At 68.1% G+C, this 19,669-nt stretch carries 18 protein-coding genes and 1 pseudogene; 8 read left to right on the top strand and 11 right to left on the bottom strand.

Annotated elements, in window-relative coordinates:
• Window positions 1-57: 57 nt before the first annotated feature.
• A complete protein-coding gene (locus tag ACFVQG_RS10435; RefSeq protein ID WP_383379147.1) occupies window positions 58-1,266 on the bottom strand; it encodes an MFS transporter in 1,209 nt (402 codons plus the stop codon).
• 142 nt (window positions 1,267-1,408) lie between these two features.
• On the opposite strand from ACFVQG_RS10435, the gene ACFVQG_RS10430 reads away from it, so the two are divergent.
• Both ACFVQG_RS10430 and ACFVQG_RS10425 read left to right on the top strand, forming a co-directional pair.
• Window positions 1,409-1,867, top strand: coding sequence for a MarR family winged helix-turn-helix transcriptional regulator (locus ACFVQG_RS10430; RefSeq protein ID WP_383379144.1), 459 nt, complete (start codon window positions 1,409-1,411; stop codon window positions 1,865-1,867).
• 9 nt (window positions 1,868-1,876) lie between these two features.
• Window positions 1,877-2,329: a GNAT family N-acetyltransferase gene (locus ACFVQG_RS10425; RefSeq protein ID WP_383379141.1), complete on the top strand. Its 453-nt coding sequence runs from the start codon at window positions 1,877-1,879 to the stop codon at window positions 2,327-2,329.
• 81 nt (window positions 2,330-2,410) lie between these two features.
• On the opposite strand, the gene ACFVQG_RS10420 is transcribed toward ACFVQG_RS10425, so the two are convergent.
• The 4 genes and pseudogenes from ACFVQG_RS10420 to dnaB form a co-directional block, all read right to left on the bottom strand.
• A complete protein-coding gene (locus ACFVQG_RS10420) occupies window positions 2,411-3,796 on the bottom strand; it encodes a serine hydrolase domain-containing protein (RefSeq protein ID WP_383379138.1) in 1,386 nt (461 codons plus the stop codon).
• A gap of 71 nt (window positions 3,797-3,867) precedes the next feature.
• Window positions 3,868-4,296, bottom strand: a complete 429-nt coding sequence (locus ACFVQG_RS10415; protein ID WP_383379133.1) for a VOC family protein — start codon at window positions 4,294-4,296, stop codon at window positions 3,868-3,870.
• A pseudogene (locus ACFVQG_RS10410) lies at window positions 4,247-4,768 on the bottom strand (M15 family metallopeptidase); the annotation flags it as partial. The gene ACFVQG_RS10415 and the pseudogene ACFVQG_RS10410, both read right to left, overlap by 50 nt.
• Before the next feature lie 6 nt (window positions 4,769-4,774).
• Window positions 4,775-6,253, bottom strand: a complete 1,479-nt coding sequence (gene dnaB / locus ACFVQG_RS10405) for a replicative DNA helicase (RefSeq protein ID WP_383379130.1) — start codon at window positions 6,251-6,253, stop codon at window positions 4,775-4,777.
• Between the two features lie 460 nt (window positions 6,254-6,713).
• On the opposite strand from dnaB, the gene ACFVQG_RS10400 reads away from it, so the two are divergent.
• Window positions 6,714-8,051, top strand: coding sequence for an MATE family efflux transporter (locus ACFVQG_RS10400; RefSeq protein WP_383379127.1), 1,338 nt, complete (start codon window positions 6,714-6,716; stop codon window positions 8,049-8,051).
• A gap of 87 nt (window positions 8,052-8,138) precedes the next feature.
• Here the strand turns inward: ACFVQG_RS10400 and rplI are convergent, their stop codons facing one another.
• From rplI to rpsF, 4 genes are all read right to left on the bottom strand, one after another.
• The gene (rplI, locus tag ACFVQG_RS10395; protein ID WP_383379124.1) at window positions 8,139-8,585 is read right to left on the bottom strand and encodes a 50S ribosomal protein L9; all 447 of its coding nucleotides are present in this window, start codon (window positions 8,583-8,585) and stop codon (window positions 8,139-8,141) included.
• 18 nt (window positions 8,586-8,603) lie between these two features.
• Window positions 8,604-8,840, bottom strand: a complete 237-nt coding sequence (rpsR, locus tag ACFVQG_RS10390) for a 30S ribosomal protein S18 (protein ID WP_003949403.1) — start codon at window positions 8,838-8,840, stop codon at window positions 8,604-8,606.
• Window positions 8,841-8,912: 72 nt separating this feature from the next.
• Window positions 8,913-9,494 carry a single-stranded DNA-binding protein gene (locus ACFVQG_RS10385; RefSeq protein WP_383379121.1) on the bottom strand — a complete coding sequence of 194 codons (582 nt, stop codon included), beginning with the start codon at window positions 9,492-9,494 and terminating at the stop codon, window positions 8,913-8,915.
• 72 nt (window positions 9,495-9,566) lie between these two features.
• Window positions 9,567-9,857: a 30S ribosomal protein S6 gene (gene rpsF, locus ACFVQG_RS10380; protein ID WP_003991486.1), complete on the bottom strand. Its 291-nt coding sequence runs from the start codon at window positions 9,855-9,857 to the stop codon at window positions 9,567-9,569.
• 295 nt (window positions 9,858-10,152) lie between these two features.
• Here rpsF and ACFVQG_RS10375 point away from each other — a divergent pair, with 295 nt between their 5' ends.
• The 3 genes from ACFVQG_RS10375 to ACFVQG_RS10365 all read left to right on the top strand — a co-directional run bounded on the left by ACFVQG_RS10375 (window position 10,153) and on the right by ACFVQG_RS10365 (window position 12,898).
• Window positions 10,153-10,467: a hypothetical protein gene (locus ACFVQG_RS10375; RefSeq protein WP_383379118.1), complete on the top strand. Its 315-nt coding sequence runs from the start codon at window positions 10,153-10,155 to the stop codon at window positions 10,465-10,467.
• A 185-nt stretch (window positions 10,468-10,652) separates the two neighbouring features.
• Entirely contained in the window at window positions 10,653-11,774 is a 1,122-nt protein-coding gene (gene femX, locus ACFVQG_RS10370) for a peptidoglycan bridge formation glycyltransferase FemX (RefSeq protein ID WP_383379115.1), read from the top strand.
• Between the two features lie 92 nt (window positions 11,775-11,866).
• Entirely contained in the window at window positions 11,867-12,898 is a 1,032-nt protein-coding gene (locus ACFVQG_RS10365; protein ID WP_383379112.1) for an alanine racemase, read from the top strand.
• Between the two features lie 53 nt (window positions 12,899-12,951).
• Here the strand turns inward: ACFVQG_RS10365 and ACFVQG_RS10360 are convergent, their stop codons facing one another.
• Both ACFVQG_RS10360 and ACFVQG_RS10355 read right to left on the bottom strand, forming a co-directional pair.
• A complete protein-coding gene (locus tag ACFVQG_RS10360; RefSeq protein ID WP_383379765.1) occupies window positions 12,952-14,469 on the bottom strand; it encodes a glycosyltransferase family 87 protein in 1,518 nt (505 codons plus the stop codon).
• Between the two features lie 207 nt (window positions 14,470-14,676).
• Complete coding sequence (locus ACFVQG_RS10355) at window positions 14,677-17,373, bottom strand: transglycosylase domain-containing protein (protein WP_383379109.1); 2,697 nt, start codon at window positions 17,371-17,373, stop codon at window positions 14,677-14,679.
• Between the two features lie 375 nt (window positions 17,374-17,748).
• Between ACFVQG_RS10355 and ACFVQG_RS10350 the strand changes: the two genes are divergently transcribed.
• Together ACFVQG_RS10350 and ACFVQG_RS10345 are read left to right on the top strand one after the other, a co-directional pair.
• Complete coding sequence (locus ACFVQG_RS10350) at window positions 17,749-18,426, top strand: helix-turn-helix transcriptional regulator (RefSeq protein WP_383379106.1); 678 nt, start codon at window positions 17,749-17,751, stop codon at window positions 18,424-18,426.
• 45 nt (window positions 18,427-18,471) lie between these two features.
• Window positions 18,472-19,554 carry an inositol-3-phosphate synthase gene (locus ACFVQG_RS10345; RefSeq protein ID WP_383379103.1) on the top strand — a complete coding sequence of 361 codons (1,083 nt, stop codon included), beginning with the start codon at window positions 18,472-18,474 and terminating at the stop codon, window positions 19,552-19,554.
• Window positions 19,555-19,669 lie beyond the last annotated feature (115 nt).

The raw sequence follows: 19,669 nt of genomic DNA, 5'->3' as shown, positions 1-19,669 counted from the left end.
GGTTGCGGGGACGGCCCTGGCCCCGCGTGTGTCAGGGGGCGGTGCGGTGTCCGGCTGTCAGTGAGGAGCCGGAGTCCGCTGCTCGGCGGGAACGCCAGCCGCTACGACGGTGCTGGGGGCACTGTCACGGCGCTCCAGGGCGGCCGACAGGACCGCGAGGCCCAGGGCGGCGGCGGCCAGCAGCGCGCCCACCCAGTTGGGGGCGGTGTAGCCGAGACCGCCTGCGATCACCAGGCCGCCGAGCCAGGCGGCCAGGGCGTTGCCGAGGTTGAACGCGCCGATGTTCATGGCGGAGGCCAGCGTCGGGGCGCCGTGCGCCTGGTCCAGGACGCGCTTCTGGAGCGGCGGGACGGTGGCGAAGCCCAGCGCGCCCACCAGCACGATGGTGACGGCCGCGAGGATCTTGTTGTGCGCGGTGAGGGTGAACAGCGCGAGGACGACGGCGAGGCCGCCCAGAGAGACGTAGAGCATGGGCATCAGGGCGCGGTCGGCGAAGCTGCCGCCGATCAGGTTGCCGCCCACCATGCCGAGTCCGAAGAGGACCAGCAGCCAGGTGACGGAGCCCTCGGCGAATCCGGTGACGTCGGTCATCATCGGCGCGATGTAGGTGATGGCCGCGAAGACACCGCCGAAGCCGAGCACGGTCATCGCCATGGCGAGCAGCACCTGGACGTTCTTGAAGGCGGCCACCTCGTGACGCAGCCGTACGCCCTCCGGCTTGGGCAGGTCCGGGACGAGCCGGGCGATACCGAACAGGCCGAGCACACCGAGTCCGGCGACGATGCCGAAGGTGACGCGCCAGCCGACGGACTGTCCGACGAGCGTGCCGAGCGGGACACCGACGACGTTGGCGACGGTCAGTCCGGTGAACATCATGGCGATGGCACCGGCCTTCTTGTCCGGGGCGACCAGCTCGGCCGCCACGACCGAGCCGATGCCGAAGAAGGCTCCATGGGCGAGTGAGGCGACCACGCGGCCGATCAGCATGACCGCGAAGGCCGGGGCCAGGGCGGAGAGCAGATTGCCGACGATGAACAGGCCCATCAGCAGCATCAGCATCCGCTTGCGGGAGACCTTGGTGCCGAGCACGGTCATCAGCGGGGCGCCGAACATCACGCCGAGGGCGTATCCGGTGACCAGGAAACCAGCCGTGGGGATGGAGACTCCGAAGTCGCCCGCGACCTCGGGCAGCAAGCCCATGATCACGAACTCGGTCGTGCCGATGCCGAAGGCCCCGATCGCGAGGGCCAGGAGCGCGAGAGGCATGGAAGGGTACCTTCCCAAGTGATTGCAGGAGCGCTTTACGTGCGACCACAATACTTGCAGACGCGGGCTATATGCAACGGCGGGCTATTGCGGCACTGCCCTATCCTTGAACCCAGCCGCTCCGGGACGGAGGAACACGCCAATGACAGCGACGGACCCCGCGCTCACCGCCCTCGCCCAGGGCTGGTGCGCCCTCTCCCTGCTCCACGGCAGGATCGAGGCACACATCGAACGCGCCCTGCAGAGCCACCACACCCTCAGCGTGCGCGAGTACTCCCTGCTCGACGTCCTCAGCCGACAGCACGACGGCGACGGCGGCCATCTCCAGATGAAGCAGGTCGCCGACGCGGTGGTCCTGAGCCAGAGCGCCACCACCCGGCTCGTCACCCGCCTCGAGGACCGCGGCCTCCTGGAGCGCTACCTCTGCCCCACCGACCGCCGCGGCATCTACACCAACGTCACCGAGGCCGGGCTGAAGCTGCTGAACGAGGCACGGCCCACCAATGACGCCGCCCTGCGCGAAGCACTCGACGAGGCCGCCAGGAATCCCGAGTTGGCCCCGCTGGTGAGGGTCGTGGAGTCGTTGAACGTGCCCGCCTAGGGTGCGGGCATGGGAGATCTTGAAATACGAGCCGCAGTCGCCGACGATCTGCCCGCGATCGTCGGCATGCTCGCCGACGACCCACTGGGCGCCCAGCGCGAGTCCCCGGGCGATCTGGCCCCCTACCGAGCCGCCCTGGAACGCCTCAGCGCCGACCCGAACCAGCACCTGGTCGTCGCCGTCCGCGAGGACCGCGTCGTCGGCACACTCCAGCTCACCGTCATTCCAGGGCTGTCACGGCGTGGTGCCACCAGGTCGATCATCGAAGCCGTCCGCGTCCACCCCGACGCGCGCGGCGGCGGCCTGGGCACCCAGCTCATCGAGTGGGCCATCGCCGAATCCCGGCGACAGAACTGCCAGTTGGTGCAACTGACCTCAGACAACACACGCACCGACGCCCACCGCTTCTATGAGCGGCTCGGGTTCCAGGCCTCGCACACCGGCTTCAAGCTCCCGCTCTGAGGGCAGGCAGCGCCCTGCCCTCAGTCAAGAGCCCCCTGTTTCACGTGAAACAGGGCGCAGGGCGGCACGGACGGCCAAGCGCTAGCCGACTCCCCGCCAGCCGTCGGGGTCCACTCCGCCCGGCACCGACGCCCCCTCGTCATAGGGCTGACGGGTGAACACAAAGGACCCCAGGTCAAGGTGGCTCACGCTCCCGTCCACCCGCCGTACGGCCTGCAGCAGCTCACCGGCGTAGTAGCCCTCCAGCCCCGTCCAGGTGCCATCGTCGTTCGCCCGGAACCGCGAGCGGCGACCGTTGCCGGACAGCGGCTCCAGCGAGATCAGTCCATCGGCGGTCACCCGCAGACCGAAGGCGTACGTCCCCCAGTACCACTGCCCCGCCAACTCCAGCGTGGTCGGCTCAACCTCCCGCAGCGGTCGCCATGGCTCCGGGATCCGCGGCTCGGCCTCGGCGACGATCCGTACGAGATCGGCGCCCACCGCCGACACCACCGGTCCAGAAGTGCAGTTCGTCAGCACCACCGCCGCCACATCATCCGCCGCGGCAATGGTGAGGCTGGCCAGGAACCCCGGCAGCGAACCCGAGTGCCCCACCAACAGCCGCCCGTCACGGTGCTGGATCTGCAGACCGAGCCCGTAGGAGACACCGTCCGCCACATCCGCCGCTTCGCCGGGCGCGGCCGGTGCACGCATCTCCCGTACGGTCTCCGCGCTCAGCACCCGGTCGTCGCCCTGCATCAGGAAGACGGCGAAGCGCGCCAGGTCGGCCGTGGTCGACCAGAGTTGCCCGGCCGCCGCCATCCGCCCCAAGTCCTCGGTTGGCTCGGGCAACAGCGCGTCCGCCCAGGGATGCACCGCCCAACCGCCCGCCGCGGGAGCCTGCGGCCGTACGCTCGTACGCCTCAGCTCCAGGGGTTCAAGCACCTCCCGCTGAAGCACCTCCTCCCAGGAGGCGCCCCGCACCTTCTCAACCAGCGCGCCCAGCAACGTGTAGCCGGGGTTCGAGTAGTGGAACCTACGGCCCACCGGATGCAGGAAGGGACGCTTTCCGAGCACATCGGCAAGCTCTGGACGCAGGGACCCGGGCGTCCGCTCCCACCACGGCCCGGGCGACTCGGCCGCGAGCCCACTGCTGTGGGCGAGCAACTCGGCGATCGTGGCCTCACCCACACCGGTGCCCGGCAGATGCTTCTCCAGCGGATCACCGAGATCCAGCAGGCCCTCGTCTCTCAACCGCAGCACCAGGACAGCGGTGAAGGTCTTGGTGATCGACCCGATCCGGTACTGCACACGCTCATCCGGACCATGTCCGTCCACCGAGGTCCGCGCCCCGTGCCAGACCGCCCGCCCATCCCGGACGACGGTCGCCACCAGCGACGGCGCACGCCCTTCCGCCTGGGCCACGGCAATCCGGTGCAGCAACGCCCGCCGGGTCCCCGGAAGCAAGTCCTCTTCAGAAGTCGTCATGCGCTCAGTCCACCCTGCGGGAAAGCACACGTCGAGCGCATTTGCGCGGGGCGAGGCTCGTCCGCCGCTCCTCAGTCGAGGCAGAACTCGTTGCCCTCGATGTCCAGCATCGGAATGCACGCGTCCTCGCCGTCGTACAGCGTTCGCACATGTACCGCACCGAGCGGGACCAGCCGCGCGCACTCGGCCTCAAGCGCGGCAAGCCGCTCCTCGCCGACGAGCCCGGTGCCGACCCGCACATCGAGATGCACCCGGTTCTTGGCCGCCTTCCCTTCGGGAACACGCTGGAAGTACAGCCGCGGGCCTACCCCCGAGGGATCCACACAGGCGAACCATGAATCCCGCTGTTCGGGCGGCAGAGAGCGCTGGTAATCGTCCCAGGTGTCAAACCCCTTCGGTGGCGGCGGCACGACGTACCCCAACACCTCGCACCAGAAGCGGGCGAGGCGCTCAGGTTCCGCGCAGTCGAAGGTGACTTGGACTTTCTTGATCGATGTCATCGGGCCACCATATGGGCGCCTGTGTTCGGTAGTGCTGACCCAGCTCCTTGGGCCCGTAGAGGGCGGCGTCCGCTCCTGTCATCAGGGCCCAGTAGCCGTCTCCGTATGACCAGTGCCACCACTCCGTGGGGTAGTGGACCAGGCCCACAGCGGTGAGCGCCGTCCCCAGGATGTCCCGATGGGAGCGGGCCTGGCCGCTGATGTTGTCGGCCTGCGTACACCAGGCGCCCGCGCTCTCCTCGGGAGTCGCGTCCATGTGGGTGCCCATGTCGAGTTCACGGCCGTCGGCGTCTGCGAGCGTCAAGTCAACCGCCGCGCCTGCGCTGCGGGGTGCGGTCTCCGGCTGAGACACGTAACGGATGGCCACCGAGTGGACCTGCTCAACCGACCAGTCCGGGTGGTCGGCCCGCAGTTGGTCCTCGTATGCGTCGAAATAGTGACGCTGCAGGGACGGCGGGCGATACCCCACCACAGCGGATCAGGTCTGTGCCATGTCCACGAACCGCGAGTAGTGGCCCTGGAAGGCGACCGTGATCGTCGCCGTGGGGCCGTTTCGGTGCTTGGCCACGATCAGGTCCGCCTCACCGGCACGGGGGGACTCCTTCTCGTAGGCATCCTCGCGGTGCAGCAGGATGACCATGTCGGCGTCCTGTTCGATGGAGCCCGACTCACGCAGGTCGGAGACCATCGGCTTCTTGTCCGTGCGCTGTTCGGGACCACGGTTCAGCTGGGAGAGCGCGATGACCGGCAGCTCCAGCTCCTTGGCGAGCAGCTTGAGGTTTCGGGACATGTCCGAGACCTCCTGCTGGCGGCTCTCGGCGCGCTTGGAGCCGCCCGACTGCATCAGCTGGAGGTAGTCGATGACCACCAGGCGAAGGTCGTTGCGCTGCTTCAGCCGACGGCACTTGGCCCGGATCTCCATCATCGACAGGTTCGGTGAGTCGTCGATGTAGAGCGGTGCCGCAGAGACATCGGGCATCCGGCGCGCGAGGCGCGTCCAGTCCTCGTCGGTCATGGTGCCGGAGCGCATATGGTGCAGGGCGACCCGGGCCTCCGCCGACAGCAGACGCATCGCGATCTCGTTGCGCCCCATCTCCAGCGAGAAGATGACGCTCGGCAGGTTGTTCTTGATGGATGCCGCCCGGGCGAAGTCCAGCGCAAGCGTCGACTTGCCCATCGCGGGACGCGCGGCGATGACGATCATCTGGCCGGGGTGCAGACCGTTGGTGAGCGAGTCGAAGTCGGTGAACCCGGTGGGCACGCCCGTCATCTCACCGCTGCGCGAGCCGATCGCCTCGATCTCGTCGAGCGCGCCCTCCATGATGTCGCCGAGCGGCAGATAGTCCTCGCTGGTGCGCTGCTCGGTGACCGCGTAGATCTCCGCCTGGGCACGGTTGACGATCTCGTCGACGTCGTCGTCGGCCGCGTATCCCATTTGGGTGATCCGGGTCCCGGCCTCCACCAACCGGCGCAGGACCGCGCGCTCGTGCACGATCTCCGCGTAGTACTCGGCGTTCGCCGCGGTCGGCACCGTCTGGACCAGCGAGTGCAGATAGGCCGCCCCGCCGACCTTGTTGATCTCGCCGCGCTTGGTCAGCTCGGCGGCGATGGTGATCGGGTCGGCCGGTTCCCCACGGGCGTAGACGTCGAGGATCGACTGGTAGATCGTCTCGTGCGAGGGCTTGTAGAAGTCATGGCCCTTGAGGATCTCCACGACGTCCGCGATGGCGTCCTTGGACAGGAGCATGCCACCGAGGACGGACTGCTCGGCGTTGAGGTCCTGCGGCGGCACCCGCTCGAAGGACGAACCACCGCCGTCCCATCCATTGCCGTCCGGCCCACGGTCGTGCTGCTCGTCCCGGCCCCGTCCCCCGTCGCCGCGGCGGCGGGAAGCGGGCAGACGATCACTGGGACCGCTGTCGGCCCACGGGTCGTCCAAGGGCTCGGAAATACTCACCGAGCCACCTCCTCCCGTCCGCCGAGCGGACCTCGCCGTGCCCCTCATTTCTACGGCACGGCACCGACAATCCGAGAAGCCCAACTCCACTTGCGACGCGTCGGTTTTGTATTGGTTTGGCTGCCGACGAACGGAGCGGGCGCCGGACAACCGTAGGCCCCCCGGCACCGTCAGCCAATCTGGTTATCCACAGGCCATGTGGACGACGGCCCTGATGCTGTGGAGAACTCGGCGAAACCTGTGCACGACCCGGTGGACAGGCCTGTGAACAAGCTCAGAGCCTCCCTCACAAATCGGCTCTGACCTGCGGCTTTCCCATCCACCGGCTGTGCAGAACAAAAACTTCCCCAGTCGGCTCAAGATCGTTTCTGACTGTGTGTGAGAGTACACGCCAAGCGACCGGCCGTAAGGGTCGTATACCCTTTACATCTCTTACCTGTGGACGATTAGATTGGTGCTCATGACACAGGCCTCCGCGACCCCCCGTGCCGCACGGCGCCAGCATGACCGAGAGATCGTCGCGCTGGCCGTTCCGGCCTTCGGCGCACTGGTCGCCGAGCCCCTGTTCGTCATGGCCGACAGCGCGATCGTGGGCCACCTCGGCACCGCCCAGCTCGCCGGGCTCGGCGTCGCCTCCGCCCTCCTCACGACCGCCGTGAGCGTCTTCGTCTTCCTCGCCTACGCCACCACCGCGGCCGTCGCCCGACGGATGGGCGCGGGCGACCTCCAGGCCGCGCTCCGCCAGGGCATCGACGGCATCTGGCTCGCCCTGCTGCTCGGCGCGGCGGTCATCGCCGTAGTCCTGCCCACAGCACCCGCCCTCGTCGAACTGTTCGGCGCCTCCGACACCGCGGCCCCGTATGCCACCACCTACCTCAGGATCTCCTCCCTCGGCATCCCGGCCATGCTCATGGTCCTCGCCGCCACTGGTGTGCTGCGCGGGCTCCAGGACACCAGGACGCCCCTGTATGTCGCCATCGCCGGGTTCGTCGCCAACGCCGCCCTCAATGTGGGCCTCGTCTACGGCGCCGACCTGGGCATCGCGGGCTCCGCCTGGGGCACGGTCATCGCCCAGTGCGGGATGGCCGCCGTGTACCTCACGGTCGTCATCCGCGGCGCCCGCAAGCACGGCGCCGCGCTGCGCCCCGACCTTCCCGGCATCAGGGCATCCGCTCAGGCCGGGGCGCCGCTGCTGGTGCGCACCCTGTCGCTGCGGGCGATCCTGATGATCGCCACGGCGGTTGCCGCCCGCCTCGGAGATGCCGATATCGCGGCGCACCAGATCATCCTGTCGCTGTGGAGCCTGCTGGCCTTCGCCCTCGACGCCATCGCCATTGCCGGGCAGGCCATCATCGGGCGGTACCTCGGCGCCGGTGACGCCCAGGGCGCCCGCGATGTCTGCCGCCGGATGGTCCAGTGGGGCGTCGCGGCCGGGGTTGTCCTGGGGATCCTGGTCGTCGTGGCACGCCCGGTGTTCCTGCCCCTGTTCACCAGCGACCCCCTGGTGAAGGACGCCGCGCTGCCCGCACTGATCGTCGTGGCCGTCTGCCAGCCCATCAGTGGGGTGGTCTTCGTCCTGGACGGCGTACTGATGGGTGCGGGGGACGGTCCCTATCTCGCCTGGGCCATGCTGCTCACCCTGGCGGTCTTCGCTCCCGTCGCGCTCCTCGTGCCCGCCCTCGGCGGTGGCCTCACCGCGCTCTGGGTGGCGATGAACCTGATGATGGCGGTCCGGATGCTCACCCTGTGGGTACGCACCCGCTCGGGCCGCTGGCTCGTCACCGGCGCGACGCGCTGAGCACACTCACCGCGTTTCACGTGAAACAACAGGGGCCGCACCCCGCAGGGTGCGGCCCCTCTCAGCTGTTCAAGCCGAGCGCGGCGATCAGGCCGCGACGACCTCGACGTTGACCTTGGCGGCAACCTCGGGGTGCAGACGCACGGACGTCTCGTGGGCGCCCAGGCTCTTGATCGGCGAGCCCAGCTCGATGCGGCGCTTGTCGACCTCGGGACCACCGGCAGCCTTGATCGCCGAGGCGATGTCGGCCGGGGTGACGGAACCGAAGAGACGACCGGCGTCGCCGGAGCGGACGGCCAGGCGGACCCGGACACCCTCGAGCTGCGCCTTGACGGCGTTGGCCTGCTCGATGGTCTGGATCTCGTGGATCTTGCGAGCACGACGGATCTGCTCGACGTCCTTCTCGCCACCCTTGGTCCAGCGGATAGCGAACTTCCGCGGGATCAGGTAGTTGCGAGCGTAACCGTCCTTGACGTCGACGACGTCGCCCGCGGCACCGAGGCCGGAGACCTCGTGGGTGAGGATGATCTTCATGAGTCGGTCACCCTTCCCTTAGCGCGCGGTGGACGTGTAGGGCAGCAGCGCCATCTCACGGCTGTTCTTGACGGCCGTGGCGACGTCACGCTGGTGCTGCGTGCAGTTGCCGGTCACGCGGCGGGCACGGATCTTGCCGCGGTCGGAAATGAACTTCCGCAGCATGTTCGTGTCCTTGTAGTCCACGTACGTGACCTTGTCCTTGCAGAATGCGCAGACCTTCTTCTTAGGCTTGCGCACAGGCGGCTTCGCCATGGTGTTTCTCCTGTGTGATCAAGAAGTTTGGATACCGCCCGCCCTCGGCCCGAAGGCCGTGGACCCGAAGGTCTAGAAGGGGGGCTCGTCCGAGTAGCCGCCGCCGGAGCCGCCGGAGCCGCCGCCCCAGCCACCGCCGCCACCCTGCTGGCCACCGGCGGGTGCGCCGGTCGCCCAGGGGTCGTCGGCAGGGGCGCCGCCCTGCTGCTGGCCGCCGCCGGGACCGCCGCCCCAGCCACCGCCCTGCTGCTGGCCGCCACCGCCGCCGTAGCCACCCTGGCCACCGCGACCGCTGGTCTTGGTGACCTTGGCCGTGGCGTTGCGCAGGCTGGGGCCGACCTCGTCGACGTCCAGCTCGTAGACCGTGCGCTTGACGCCCTCACGGTCCTCGTAGGACCGCTGCTTCAGTCGGCCCTGCACGAGGACGCGCATGCCTCGCTGGAGCGACTCGGCGACGTTCTCCGCCGCCTGGCGCCAGACCGAGCAGGTCAGGAAGAGGCTCTCGCCGTCCTTCCACTCATTGGTCTGACGGTCGAAGGTGCGGGGGGTGGACGCGACACGGAACTTCGCGACCGCCGCACCGGAGGGGGTGAAGCGCAGCTCGGGGTCATCGACAAGATTGCCGATGACCGTGATGACGGTCTCGCCTGCCATGGGGGAACCTCTCGGCGGGTTTGCTGCTGGCTGCTGGTACTACTCGGATCCCGAGATCGGCTGAGCGGAAGCTCAGTGGGTCTCGGGGCGGAGGACCTTGGTCCGGAGGACCGACTCGTTCAGGTTCATCTGGCGGTCGAGCTCCTTGACGACCGCAGGCTCGGCCTGAAGGTCGATGACCGAGTAGATGCCCTCGGGCTTCTTCTTGATCTCGTACGCGAGACGACGACGACCCCAGGTGTCGACCTTCTCTACCTTTCCGCCGCCGTCACGGACGACAGAGAGGAAGTTCTCGATCAGCGGGGAGACAGCGCGCTCCTCGACGTCGGGGTCGAGGATGACCATCACCTCGTAGTGACGCATGTGGAACCCACCTCCTTTGGACTCAGCGGCCACGGTCGTTCCGTGGCAGGAGGGTTGTGATGCGTACGCAACGGTATCGGCCGCCACTGACAATCGAGGCCGGTCGGCGGTTTCCCAGGTAGGCCGGGACGGGTACCTGACGCGTCGCCGACTCGGTGTGGGCAGACACCGGTGCAGAGGGTACAGAGTACCCGCACAGCTGCTTCCGGTTGAAATCCGGCCGGGGAGGCGGTCAATCTGTACACATCGGGTGTGTATGGCGCTACAGTGCGCCGTCTTCCGCAGGAGGTGCCCCATGGCACAGGCAATGCGACCCAACACCGCCGGCTCTCTGTTCGCCACGGACGGCAGGCGTCATCCGCTCCAGGACACCCTGCTCGCGGTGACGCTGGTGCTCGGACTGACGGCCTTCATCTCGGCGATGTTCCACGACCTGCATCTCCTCAGCTCCTGGACGGGCCTGCTGGGGATCATGGCGGGCGCGTACGGGCAGTGGGTCTCGGAGACGACCCGCGAACGCTTCGGCCTGGTTCTGGGGCTCGGCGCCGCAGCCGTCGGCTTCTTCCTCGGGATGGCGCACGGCGGACTCTTCGGCGGCGTCGTCGGCTGAGCGCGAGGCGTCCCCGAGCCCGCGGGCGCCGCTCTTGCACGACGCCTCCGTGTACTCCGGTAGGCCGTGGGCCGGGCGAAGCTTCCGTGTGCCCATCCGGGGCGCTCCCGGGGCGCAGTAGGCTTCGGCGCGAGAGCCGGAGCCCCTGACCCCATGGGGACACACCAGCCCGAGGAGCGCCCCGAATGAGCCTGACCTTGAGGACCATCAGCCGCGAGCAGCATCTGGCCTACATCCAGAGCCTGCCGGCGGCGAGTCACATGCAGGTCCCGGCCTGGGCAGACGTGAAGGCGGAGTGGCGCTCCGAGAACCTCGGCTGGTTCGATGACCGCACCGGTGAGCTGGTCGGTGTGGGTCTGGTCCTCTACCGGCAGCTTCCCAAGATCAAGCGCTATCTGGCCTACCTCCCCGAGGGCCCGGTCATCAACTGGTTCGCGCCGAATCTGGACGACTGGATCCAGCCGATGCTGGCCCACCTCAAGCAGCAGGGCGCCTTCTCCGTGAAGATGGGCCCGCCGGTGGTCATCCGCCGCTGGGACGCCACGTCCATCAAGAAGGGCATCCAGGACCCGGACGTGAAGCGGCTGCGGGACATCGAGGCCGACTTCATCGAACCCCGGGCCTTCGAGGTGGCCGACAAGCTGCGCCGTATGGGCTGGCAGCAGGGCGAGGACGGCGGCGCCGGGTTCGGCGATGTGCAGCCCCGCTATGTCTTCCAGGTGCCGCTGGCGAACCGGTCGCTGGAAGAGGTGCACAAGAACTTCAACCAGCTGTGGCGCCGCAACATCAAGAAGGCGGAGAAGGCGGGCGTGGAGGTCGTCCAGGGCGGCTACCACGACCTGGAGGAGTGGCAGCGGCTGTACGAGATCACCGCTGTGCGCGACCACTTCCGCCCGCGCCCGCTGGGGTACTTCCAGCGCATGTGGTCGGCCCTCAACACCGAGGACCCCAACCGGATGCGGCTGTACTTCGCCCGTCACAACGGCGTGAACCTGGCCGCTGCGACGATGCTGGTCGTCGGCGGCCACGTCTGGTACTCCTACGGCGCCTCGGACAACATCGGCCGTGAGGTCCGGCCCTCGAACGCGATGCAGTGGCGGATGCTGCGGGACGCCTACGCGCTCGGCGCCACCGTCTACGACCTGCGGGGCATCTCCGACTCGCTGGACGAGACCGACCATCTCTTCGGTCTGATCCAGTTCAAGGTGGGCACGGGCGGTGAGGCCGCCGAGTACCTCGGCGAGTGGGACTTCCCGCTCAACAAGCTGCTCCACAAGGCGCTCGACATCTACATGTCCCGCCGCTGAGCCCCGGACGTTTGGTTCCATAGCATCCATTGGTTCCATAGCTTCCACACCTCTGATACACCGCAGCCACGAGAAAGGTTCCAGGTCCGGCCATGGCGCTCACGCTCTACGTCGACACCGCGCGCTGGCGGGCGCATCACAAGCACGTGCAGGAGCAGTTCCCGGGGCTCGTCCCGGTCTGCAAGGGCAACGGCTACGGCTTCGGCCACGAGCGGCTCGCGGAGGAGGCCACTCGGCTGGGCTCGGACGTCCTCGCCGTCGGCACGACGTACGAGGCCGCGAGCATCAAGGACTTCTTCGGCGGCGACCTGCTGGTCCTGACGCCGTACCGGCGCGGCGAGGAGCCCGTGCCGCTGCCGGACCGGGTCATCCGGTCGGTATCGTCGATCGACGGTGTGTACGGCCTGGTGGGGGCCCGCGTGGTCATCGAGGTCATGTCCTCGATGAAGCGGCACGGCGTGAGCGAGCAGGACCTCGCGCAACTGCACGCCGCCATCGAGAACGTCCGTCTTGAGGGCTTCGCGATCCATCTGCCGCTGGACCGCACCGACGGCTCGGACGCCGTCGAGGAGGTCATCGGCTGGATGGACCGGCTGCGCGCGGCCCGGCTGCCGCTGCACACGATGTTCGTCAGCCACCTCAAGGCCGAGGAACTCGCCCGGCTCCAGCAGCAGTTCCCGCAGACCCGCTTCCGGGCCCGGATCGGCACCCGGCTGTGGCTGGGGGACCACGAGGCCACCGAGTACCGCGGCGCCGTCCTGGACGTCACCCGGGTCGCCAAGGGCGACCGCTTCGGCTACCGGCAGCAGAAGGTGGCCTCGGACGGCTTCCTGGTGGTCGTGGCGGGCGGAACGTCGCACGGGGTGGGCCTGGAGGCCCCCAAGGCGCTGCACGGCGTCATGCCGCGCGCCAAGGGCGTCGCCCGGGCCGGTCTGGCCACGGTCAACCGCAACCTCTCCCCGTTCGTCTGGGGCGGCAAGCAGCGCTGGTTCGCCGAGCCGCCGCACATGCAGGTCTCCATCTTGTTCGTGCCCTCGGACGCGCCGGAGCCGAAGGTGGGCGACGAACTGGTGGCCCATCTCCGCCACACCACCACGCAGTTCGACCGCCTGGTGGACCGCTAGCGCCGACGCCCTGACACCAGCGGCGGTCCTTCAGCCGCCGCCGCCACGCCTCTTCACCGCTCCCCGTCGGCCTGCCCGCCCCAGTTCACCTGAGGCCCCTCCGCCCCCTCCCCGGCGTGCACAGCGTGCCGGGGCCGATAACGGGCCGCCGAACCGAGGACGAACACGTCGTCGGCCCCGTCCAGGACACCGCCCGAGGGGTCGTCGTCACCCGCCCGGCGCACCACGTCCCGCTCCGGCATGAGGATGTCGCGTACGACGACGGCGCACAGGTAAGCCGTACCGAGCAGGTGCAGGCCGATGGCCCAGTGGTAGCCGTCGGTCGGCAGACCCTTGTGGGCGTCTCCGCTGGTCGTGTAAGCGAGGTACATCCAGATGCCGAGGAAGTACGCCACCTCGCACGCCTGCCAGATCAGGAAGTCCCGCCACTTGGGCCGGGCGAGGACGGCCAGCGGCACCAGCCACAGGACGTACTGGGGCGAGTAGACCTTGTTGGTGAGGATGAACGCGGCGACGATCAGGAAGGCCAGCTGAGCGAAGCGCGGTCGGCGCGGGGCGGTGAAGGTGAGCGCCGCGATGCCCGCGCAGCTCAGCAGCATCAGGAACATCGCGAGCGAGTTGACGGTCTCGGTGCTCAGGGGATCACTGGAGTTCTGGGCCATGATCAGCCAGAAGGACCCGAAGTCGACGCCGCGCTCCTGGCTGAAGGTGTAGAACTTCGACCAGCCGTCGAAGGCCAGCAGCATCACCGGAAGGTTCACGACCAGCCAGGCGAAGGCCGCGCCCGCCAGCGCCTTTCCGAAGTCCCGCCATTTGCCCGCGCGCCAGCACAGTACGAGCAGCGGGCCGAGCAGGAGGAAGGGATAGAGCTTGGCGGCCGTGGCGAGCCCCAGCAGGACGCCGAAGGCGAGCGAGCGTCCTCGTGACCACATCAGCATCGCGGCGGCGGTGAGGGCGACGGCCAGCAGGTCCCAGTTGATGGTCGCGGTCAGCGCGAAGGCGGGGGCCAGGGCGATGAGCAGACCGTCCCAGGGCCGCCGGGTGTGCGTGCGGGAGACACAGACGGCGATGATGACCGCGCAGATCATCAGCATCCCCGCGTTGACCATCCAGTACCACTGCTCCTGGTCCTGGATGCTGCCGCTGCCCGGTGTGAGCCAAGCCGCGACTTCCATGAAGACGCCGGTGAGCACCGGGTACTCCAGGTACTCCATGTCACCGGGGAGCCGGTCGAAGTACGGCACGAGCCCGTCGGCGAAGCCACGGCCGTTGTAGAGGTGCGGGATGTCCGAGTAGCAGGCGTGCGTGTACTGCGAACTGGCGCCGAAGAACCAGCCCCCGTTGTAGCAGGGGGCCTTCTGGACCAGGCCGAGGGCGAACATGCCGATCGCCACGAGCGCGATCACCCGTACGGGCGTCCACCAGGACGTCCCGAGCAGGGCGCGCCTGCCGATGGGGCCGCCGATCAGCTCACTGCCGGTCACCGCGACCTCGTCGGCCCGCGTGGGCTGCACCAGGTCGGATCGGCGTGCGCTCGCTTGTGTCGTCTCTGCACTGGGCATGGGGCACATCCTGCCGTACCCGTCTGAGAACACGGCGAGGGCCGCCGCACCTGGTCGGTGCGGCGGCCCCATGTTTCACGTGAAACACCCGTGCCGGGTCATACGGCGGATAAGCGATGCCGCCGACGAATGCCGGACAAGCGACATCGTGTCCAAGCGAGGAATGGCGACGCCGCCTCCGGGTGATGGACAAGCGACGTCGCCTCCGAACGGCCGCTAGGTGGTGTCACCCCCGAAGAGGCCTCCATTGCCGTTCCCGCCGTTGCCGTTCGCCCCGCCGTCGTCACCGGTCTCCGTGATCGTCGGTGTGGGTGAGGTGGTCTCGTCGGTGCCGCCGGTCTCCTCGCCACCGTTGCCGTTGCCGTTGCCGCCGTCGTCGCCCTCGCAGCCCCAGAAGGAGTCACAGGACTCGGTCGGCGTGGGAGGCGCGGGAGGATTGTTCTTCGTCTTGCTGGGCGACGGGGTCGGGGTCGGGCTCTCCTCCTCCGTCTCGGTGACCGAGGGGGTCGGGCTCGCGGTCTCCTCGTTGACGATCTCGCCGATCGGCTCCGGCTTGGGGAACTTCTTCACCGGTTCGCCCTTGAGGGCGTCCGACATGTACGCCTGCCAGATCTCGGACGGGAACGACGAACCGTGGATCGAGTCCTGGTCACCCGTTCCGTACATCTCCAGGAACTTGCGGTCCTTGATGGTCTCGTCGTCCGGGTACCGGAACATGCTGATCGCGGTCGACAGCTGCGGCGTGTAGCCGACGAACCAGGCGGACTTGTTGTCGTCCGTGGTACCGGTCTTACCGGCCACGTCACGGCCGGGCAGCTGGGCGTTGGTACCGGTACCGTCCTCGACCACGGTCTTCAGCACGTCGGTGACGTTGTCGGCGACCAGCGAGGTGAAGGCCTGCTTGGTCTCCACCTCGTGGGTGAAGACCGGACCGTCCTTGCTGGTGACCTTGGTGACGGAGTACGGGGCCCGCTGCTGGCCGCTGGCGGCGAAGGTGGCGTACGAGCCCGCCATGCGGATGGCGCTGGGGTCGGAGATACCGATGGAGAAGGACGGGAAGGTGGCGCCCACCAGGCTGTTGTCCAGGATGCCCGAGTCGACCGCGGCCTCCTTGACCTTGTCCAGGCCGACGTCCATGCCGAGCTGCACGAAAGCGGAGTTCACGGAGAACTGCATCGCCTCGCGGAGATCGATCTTGTAGTCGGGCGGGGTTCCCAGCGACTTGTCACCGTCGTTGACCTGGAGCCATTCCTTGCCGTCCTCGTCGTGCCAGACGGAGCCGTCATAGTTCTTGATCTTGAACTTGTTCTGGCCGCTGTACAGGCTCTTCGGGGAGACGACGGTGCGCTCGTCCTGCGCCTGGACCTCGGGGCCGTCGGGATCCCGCACACCCCACTTCATCGCCGCCGCGAGCACGAACGGCTTGAACGTCGAACCGACCTGGGCACCGGTGACGTCGGCGTTGTTGGTGAAGTGCTTGGTGGCGTCCGTACCGCCGTAGATCGCCACGATCCCACCGGTCGCCGGGTCGACGGAGGCCCCGCCGAACTGGACGTGCGTGTCCGTGTCGGGGCGTTCCTTGGGGTCGATGTTGGCCTTCTCGACCTTCTTGACGGCCTTCTCCAGCGCCGCGACCTTGTCCTTCTTGAAGGTCGTGTGGATCGACAGACCGCCCTCACGGAGCCTGCGCTCGGTGATGCCGGTCTTCTCGCTGTTGTTGACCAGGTAGGCGTTGACGAGGTCGACGATGTAACCGGTCTGGCCGCTCAGGGCGGAGTTGGAGCGCGGGTTCTGGACCTTGGGCAGGTCCGTGTACTTGGCCCGCGTCGCGGCGTCGAGGTGACCCAGCTCGACCATCTTGTCCAGCGTGTCCTGCATCTGGAGCTTGGCACGCCGCTTGTTCTTCTCGGGCGTGGCGTTGACCGGGTCGATGGAGGTGGCGCCCGCGGGGTCGTAGTAGGTGGCGCCCTTCAGCGTGGCCGACAGGAACGCGCACTGACCCGGGTTGAGGTCGATGGCGTCCTTGTTGAAGTACGCACGGGCGGCGGCCTGGATGCCGTAGGCGTTGCGGCCGTAGTAGGCCGAGTTCAGGTACCCGGCCATGATCTCGTCCTTGGAGACCGACGCGCCCACCTTGATGGAGACGAACAACTCCTTGAACTTGCGGGTGACAGTCTGCGACTGGTCGTCCAGCATCGCGTTCTTCACGTACTGCTGGGTGATGGTCGAGCCACCCTGGGTGTCACCGCCGCGGGCCATGTTGAACATGGCGCGGGCGATGCCCTTCGGGTCGATGCCGCTGTCGTTGTAGAAGGTCTTGTTCTCCTGGGAGACGACCGCGAGCTGCATCTCCTTGGGGATCTGCGACAGGTTGATGATCTGCCGGTTGGTCTCACCACCGGTGGACACCATCTCGGAGCCGTCGGCCCAGTAGTAGACGTTGTTCTGGGCCGTCGCGGTCTGTGCCACGTCCGGCACGCTCACCATGGCGTAGCCGACCCCGGCGATCGCGACCAGGCTGCCGAAGAAGGCGAGGCTCAGACCGGAGACGAGCTTCCAGGACGGCACCCAGCGGCGCCAGCCGTACCGTCCCGCACGCGGGTAGTCGATCAGCCGCTTCTTACCGGGATCGGCCGCGCGGCCACCGGGAGCGGCGCGCCTGCCGCCGCGTCCGGGCTCGGCCGCTCTACGGCGGCCCCCTCCGCTTCTCTGGGCTGCTCGGCGGGCTTCGGCGCGGCCACCGAAGGAACGCTCCTCACCCCCATGGGGCCCCGACCCATAGGAGTCGGAGGGGGATCCGGTGGCGCCTCGCGGTGCCGCGCGGCGGCCGGAGGACGAGCCGGACTGTCCGCGTCGGGCCGCGGCACGTCCGCCTCCCTGCGGCTGCGGCGGTTTGCGACGGTGCTCGCTCATCGAACGACTACTCCTCGGGCAGGCGCACCTCTGCGCGCCTGGAAACGGCGGCTGGTTTCCGGTCCCCCCGAAGTACGGATGCGGCCGTTACCGCATTCACCCGTACTGCACCGAGGACAGGGACGCCCCCTGGCGCAACTCGGTTCCCGGTGGTGTGCATGCCGCACAGACTACGCAGCCTGTAAACCTCCCCGGCCCCTAAGTTCACCCCAAATCCGGCAACTTGCTTGTGGCGAATCAGTGATGTGACGCCGTTCACTGTCCCCCCTCTTGTCGCATCAGGACCGTCGTTCTATCGTGCTGATGTATCGAGTCGATACATCAGCACGACATAAAGACCGTTCACGGAATCCCCGCGGCAGAGAGGAGGCGACGATGAGCCGGCGTTCCGGGATCCTCGAGTTCGCCGTACTCGGCCTGCTCCGCGAATCTCCGATGCACGGCTATGAGCTGCGCAAACGGCTCAATACTTCACTGGGTGTGTTCCGCGCGTTCAGCTACGGGACGCTCTACCCCTGCCTCAAGACGCTGGTCGCCAACGGCTGGTTGATCGAGGAGCCGGGGAACATTACCGAGGCCGCGGCCACCCTCGCGGGCCGCCGGGCCAAGATCGTCTACCGGTTGACGGCAGAAGGTAAGGAACACTTCGAACAGCTGCTCTCACAGACGGGCCCCGACGCGTACGAGGACGAGCACTTCGCCGCACGGTTCGCCTTCTTCGGGCAGACCTCACGCGACGTACGCATGCGCGTACTGGAGGGCCGCCGCAGCCGGCTGGAGGAGCGCCTCGAAAAGATGCGCGCCTCCCTGGCTCGCACCCGGGAGCGCCTCGACGACTACACCCTCGAGCTCCAGCGCCACGGCATGGAGTCCGTGGAGCGCGAAGTGCGCTGGCTGAACGAGCTGATCGAGAGCGAGCGGGCCGGGCGGGACCTCAGGGGTACCGCCACCGGGGGGTCCGCTCAGCAGGACACCACATCTGGAGCGACGGGCGGCCTGCCCCGGCCGGGGGACGAACCCCGGCCGGATTCGCCCGACGACACCGCCACGTGAGGTCCCCGTCAGGGCCTCACCGAGTACACACAGGGAGCAACCGGAATGGGTTCGGTTCGCGTAGCCATCGTCGGCGTGGGCAACTGCGCCGCGTCGCTGGTGCAGGGAGTCGAGTACTACAAGGACGCCGACCCGGCGTCCAAGGTCCCCGGCCTGATGCACGTGCAGTTCGGCGAGTACCACGTCCGTGACGTGGAGTTCGTCGCCGCGTTCGATGTCGACGCGAAGAAGGTCGGCCTCGACCTCGCGGACGCCATCGGCGCCTCCGAGAACAACACCATCAAGATCTGCGACGTGCCCAACTCGGGCGTGACCGTCCAGCGCGGCCACACCCTCGACGGTCTCGGCAAGTACTACCGCGAGACCATCGAGGAGTCCGCCGAGGAGCCGGTCGACGTCGTCCAGATCCTCAAGGACAAGCAGGTCGACGTTCTCGTCTGCTACCTGCCCGTCGGCTCCGAGGACGCGGCGAAGTTCTACGCCCAGTGCGCCATCGACGCCAAGGTCGCCTTCGTCAACGCCCTCCCGGTCTTCATCGCCGGCACCAAGGAGTGGGCGGACAAGTTCACCGAGGCGGGCGTCCCGATCGTCGGTGACGACATCAAGTCGCAGGTCGGCGCCACCATCACGCACCGCGTCATGGCGAAGCTGTTCGAGGACCGGGGCGTCATCCTGGACCGCACCATGCAGCTGAACGTCGGCGGCAACATGGACTTCAAGAACATGCTCGAGCGTGACCGCCTGGAGTCCAAGAAGATCTCCAAGACGCAGGCCGTCACCTCCCAGATCCCCGACCGGGAGCTGGGCGAGAAGAACGTCCACATCGGCCCGTCCGACTACGTCGCCTGGCTCGACGACCGCAAGTGGGCCTACGTCCGCCTGGAGGGCCGCGCGTTCGGCGACGTTCCGCTGAACCTGGAGTACAAGCTCGAGGTCTGGGACTCCCCGAACTCGGCCGGTGTCATCATCGACGCCCTGCGCGCCGCGAAGATCGCCAAGGACCGCGGCATCGGCGGCCCGATCCTGTCGGCGTCCTCGTACTTCATGAAGTCCCCGCCGGTCCAGTACTTCGACGACCAGGCCCGCGAGAACGTCGAGAAGTTCATCCAGGGCGAGGTCGAGCGCTGACCAGGCTCTCCCTGTGAGCTGCTGAAGCTCCAGTGAGCTGTCACAGGCTCCCGTGAGCTGCTGAGGGTCCCCGGGTCGTACACCTGGGGACCCTTCGGTATGTGAGGCTGTGCCC

The sequence above is a fragment of the Streptomyces sp. NPDC057877 genome (genome assembly GCF_042796855.1).
Taxonomy (GTDB): Bacteria; Actinomycetota; Actinomycetes; order Streptomycetales; family Streptomycetaceae; genus Streptomyces.
This window is presented reverse-complemented; position numbering and strand designations above follow the sequence as displayed.

Coding starts and splice junctions, on each gene's coding strand:
- femX (WP_383379115.1), top strand. CDS start 10,653: ATGAGCCTGACCTTGAGGACCATCAGCCGCGAGCAGCATCTGGCCTAC.
- rplI (WP_383379124.1), bottom strand. CDS start 8,585: ATGAAGATCATCCTCACCCACGAGGTCTCCGGCCTCGGTGCCGCGGGC.
- ACFVQG_RS10365 (WP_383379112.1), top strand. CDS start 11,867: ATGGCGCTCACGCTCTACGTCGACACCGCGCGCTGGCGGGCGCATCAC.
- ACFVQG_RS10415 (WP_383379133.1), bottom strand. CDS start 4,296: ATGACATCGATCAAGAAAGTCCAAGTCACCTTCGACTGCGCGGAACCT.
- ACFVQG_RS10435 (WP_383379147.1), bottom strand. CDS start 1,266: ATGCCTCTCGCGCTCCTGGCCCTCGCGATCGGGGCCTTCGGCATCGGC.
- ACFVQG_RS10385 (WP_383379121.1), bottom strand. CDS start 9,494: ATGGCAGGCGAGACCGTCATCACGGTCATCGGCAATCTTGTCGATGAC.
- ACFVQG_RS10355 (WP_383379109.1), bottom strand. CDS start 17,373: ATGAGCGAGCACCGTCGCAAACCGCCGCAGCCGCAGGGAGGCGGACGT.
- ACFVQG_RS10420 (WP_383379138.1), bottom strand. CDS start 3,796: ATGACGACTTCTGAAGAGGACTTGCTTCCGGGGACCCGGCGGGCGTTG.
- rpsR (WP_003949403.1), bottom strand. CDS start 8,840: ATGGCGAAGCCGCCTGTGCGCAAGCCTAAGAAGAAGGTCTGCGCATTC.
- ACFVQG_RS10345 (WP_383379103.1), top strand. CDS start 18,472: ATGGGTTCGGTTCGCGTAGCCATCGTCGGCGTGGGCAACTGCGCCGCG.
- ACFVQG_RS10350 (WP_383379106.1), top strand. CDS start 17,749: ATGAGCCGGCGTTCCGGGATCCTCGAGTTCGCCGTACTCGGCCTGCTC.
- ACFVQG_RS10360 (WP_383379765.1), bottom strand. CDS start 14,469: ATGTGCCCCATGCCCAGTGCAGAGACGACACAAGCGAGCGCACGCCGA.
- rpsF (WP_003991486.1), bottom strand. CDS start 9,857: ATGCGTCACTACGAGGTGATGGTCATCCTCGACCCCGACGTCGAGGAG.
- ACFVQG_RS10425 (WP_383379141.1), top strand. CDS start 1,877: ATGGGAGATCTTGAAATACGAGCCGCAGTCGCCGACGATCTGCCCGCG.
- ACFVQG_RS10400 (WP_383379127.1), top strand. CDS start 6,714: ATGACACAGGCCTCCGCGACCCCCCGTGCCGCACGGCGCCAGCATGAC.
- ACFVQG_RS10430 (WP_383379144.1), top strand. CDS start 1,409: ATGACAGCGACGGACCCCGCGCTCACCGCCCTCGCCCAGGGCTGGTGC.
- ACFVQG_RS10375 (WP_383379118.1), top strand. CDS start 10,153: ATGGCACAGGCAATGCGACCCAACACCGCCGGCTCTCTGTTCGCCACG.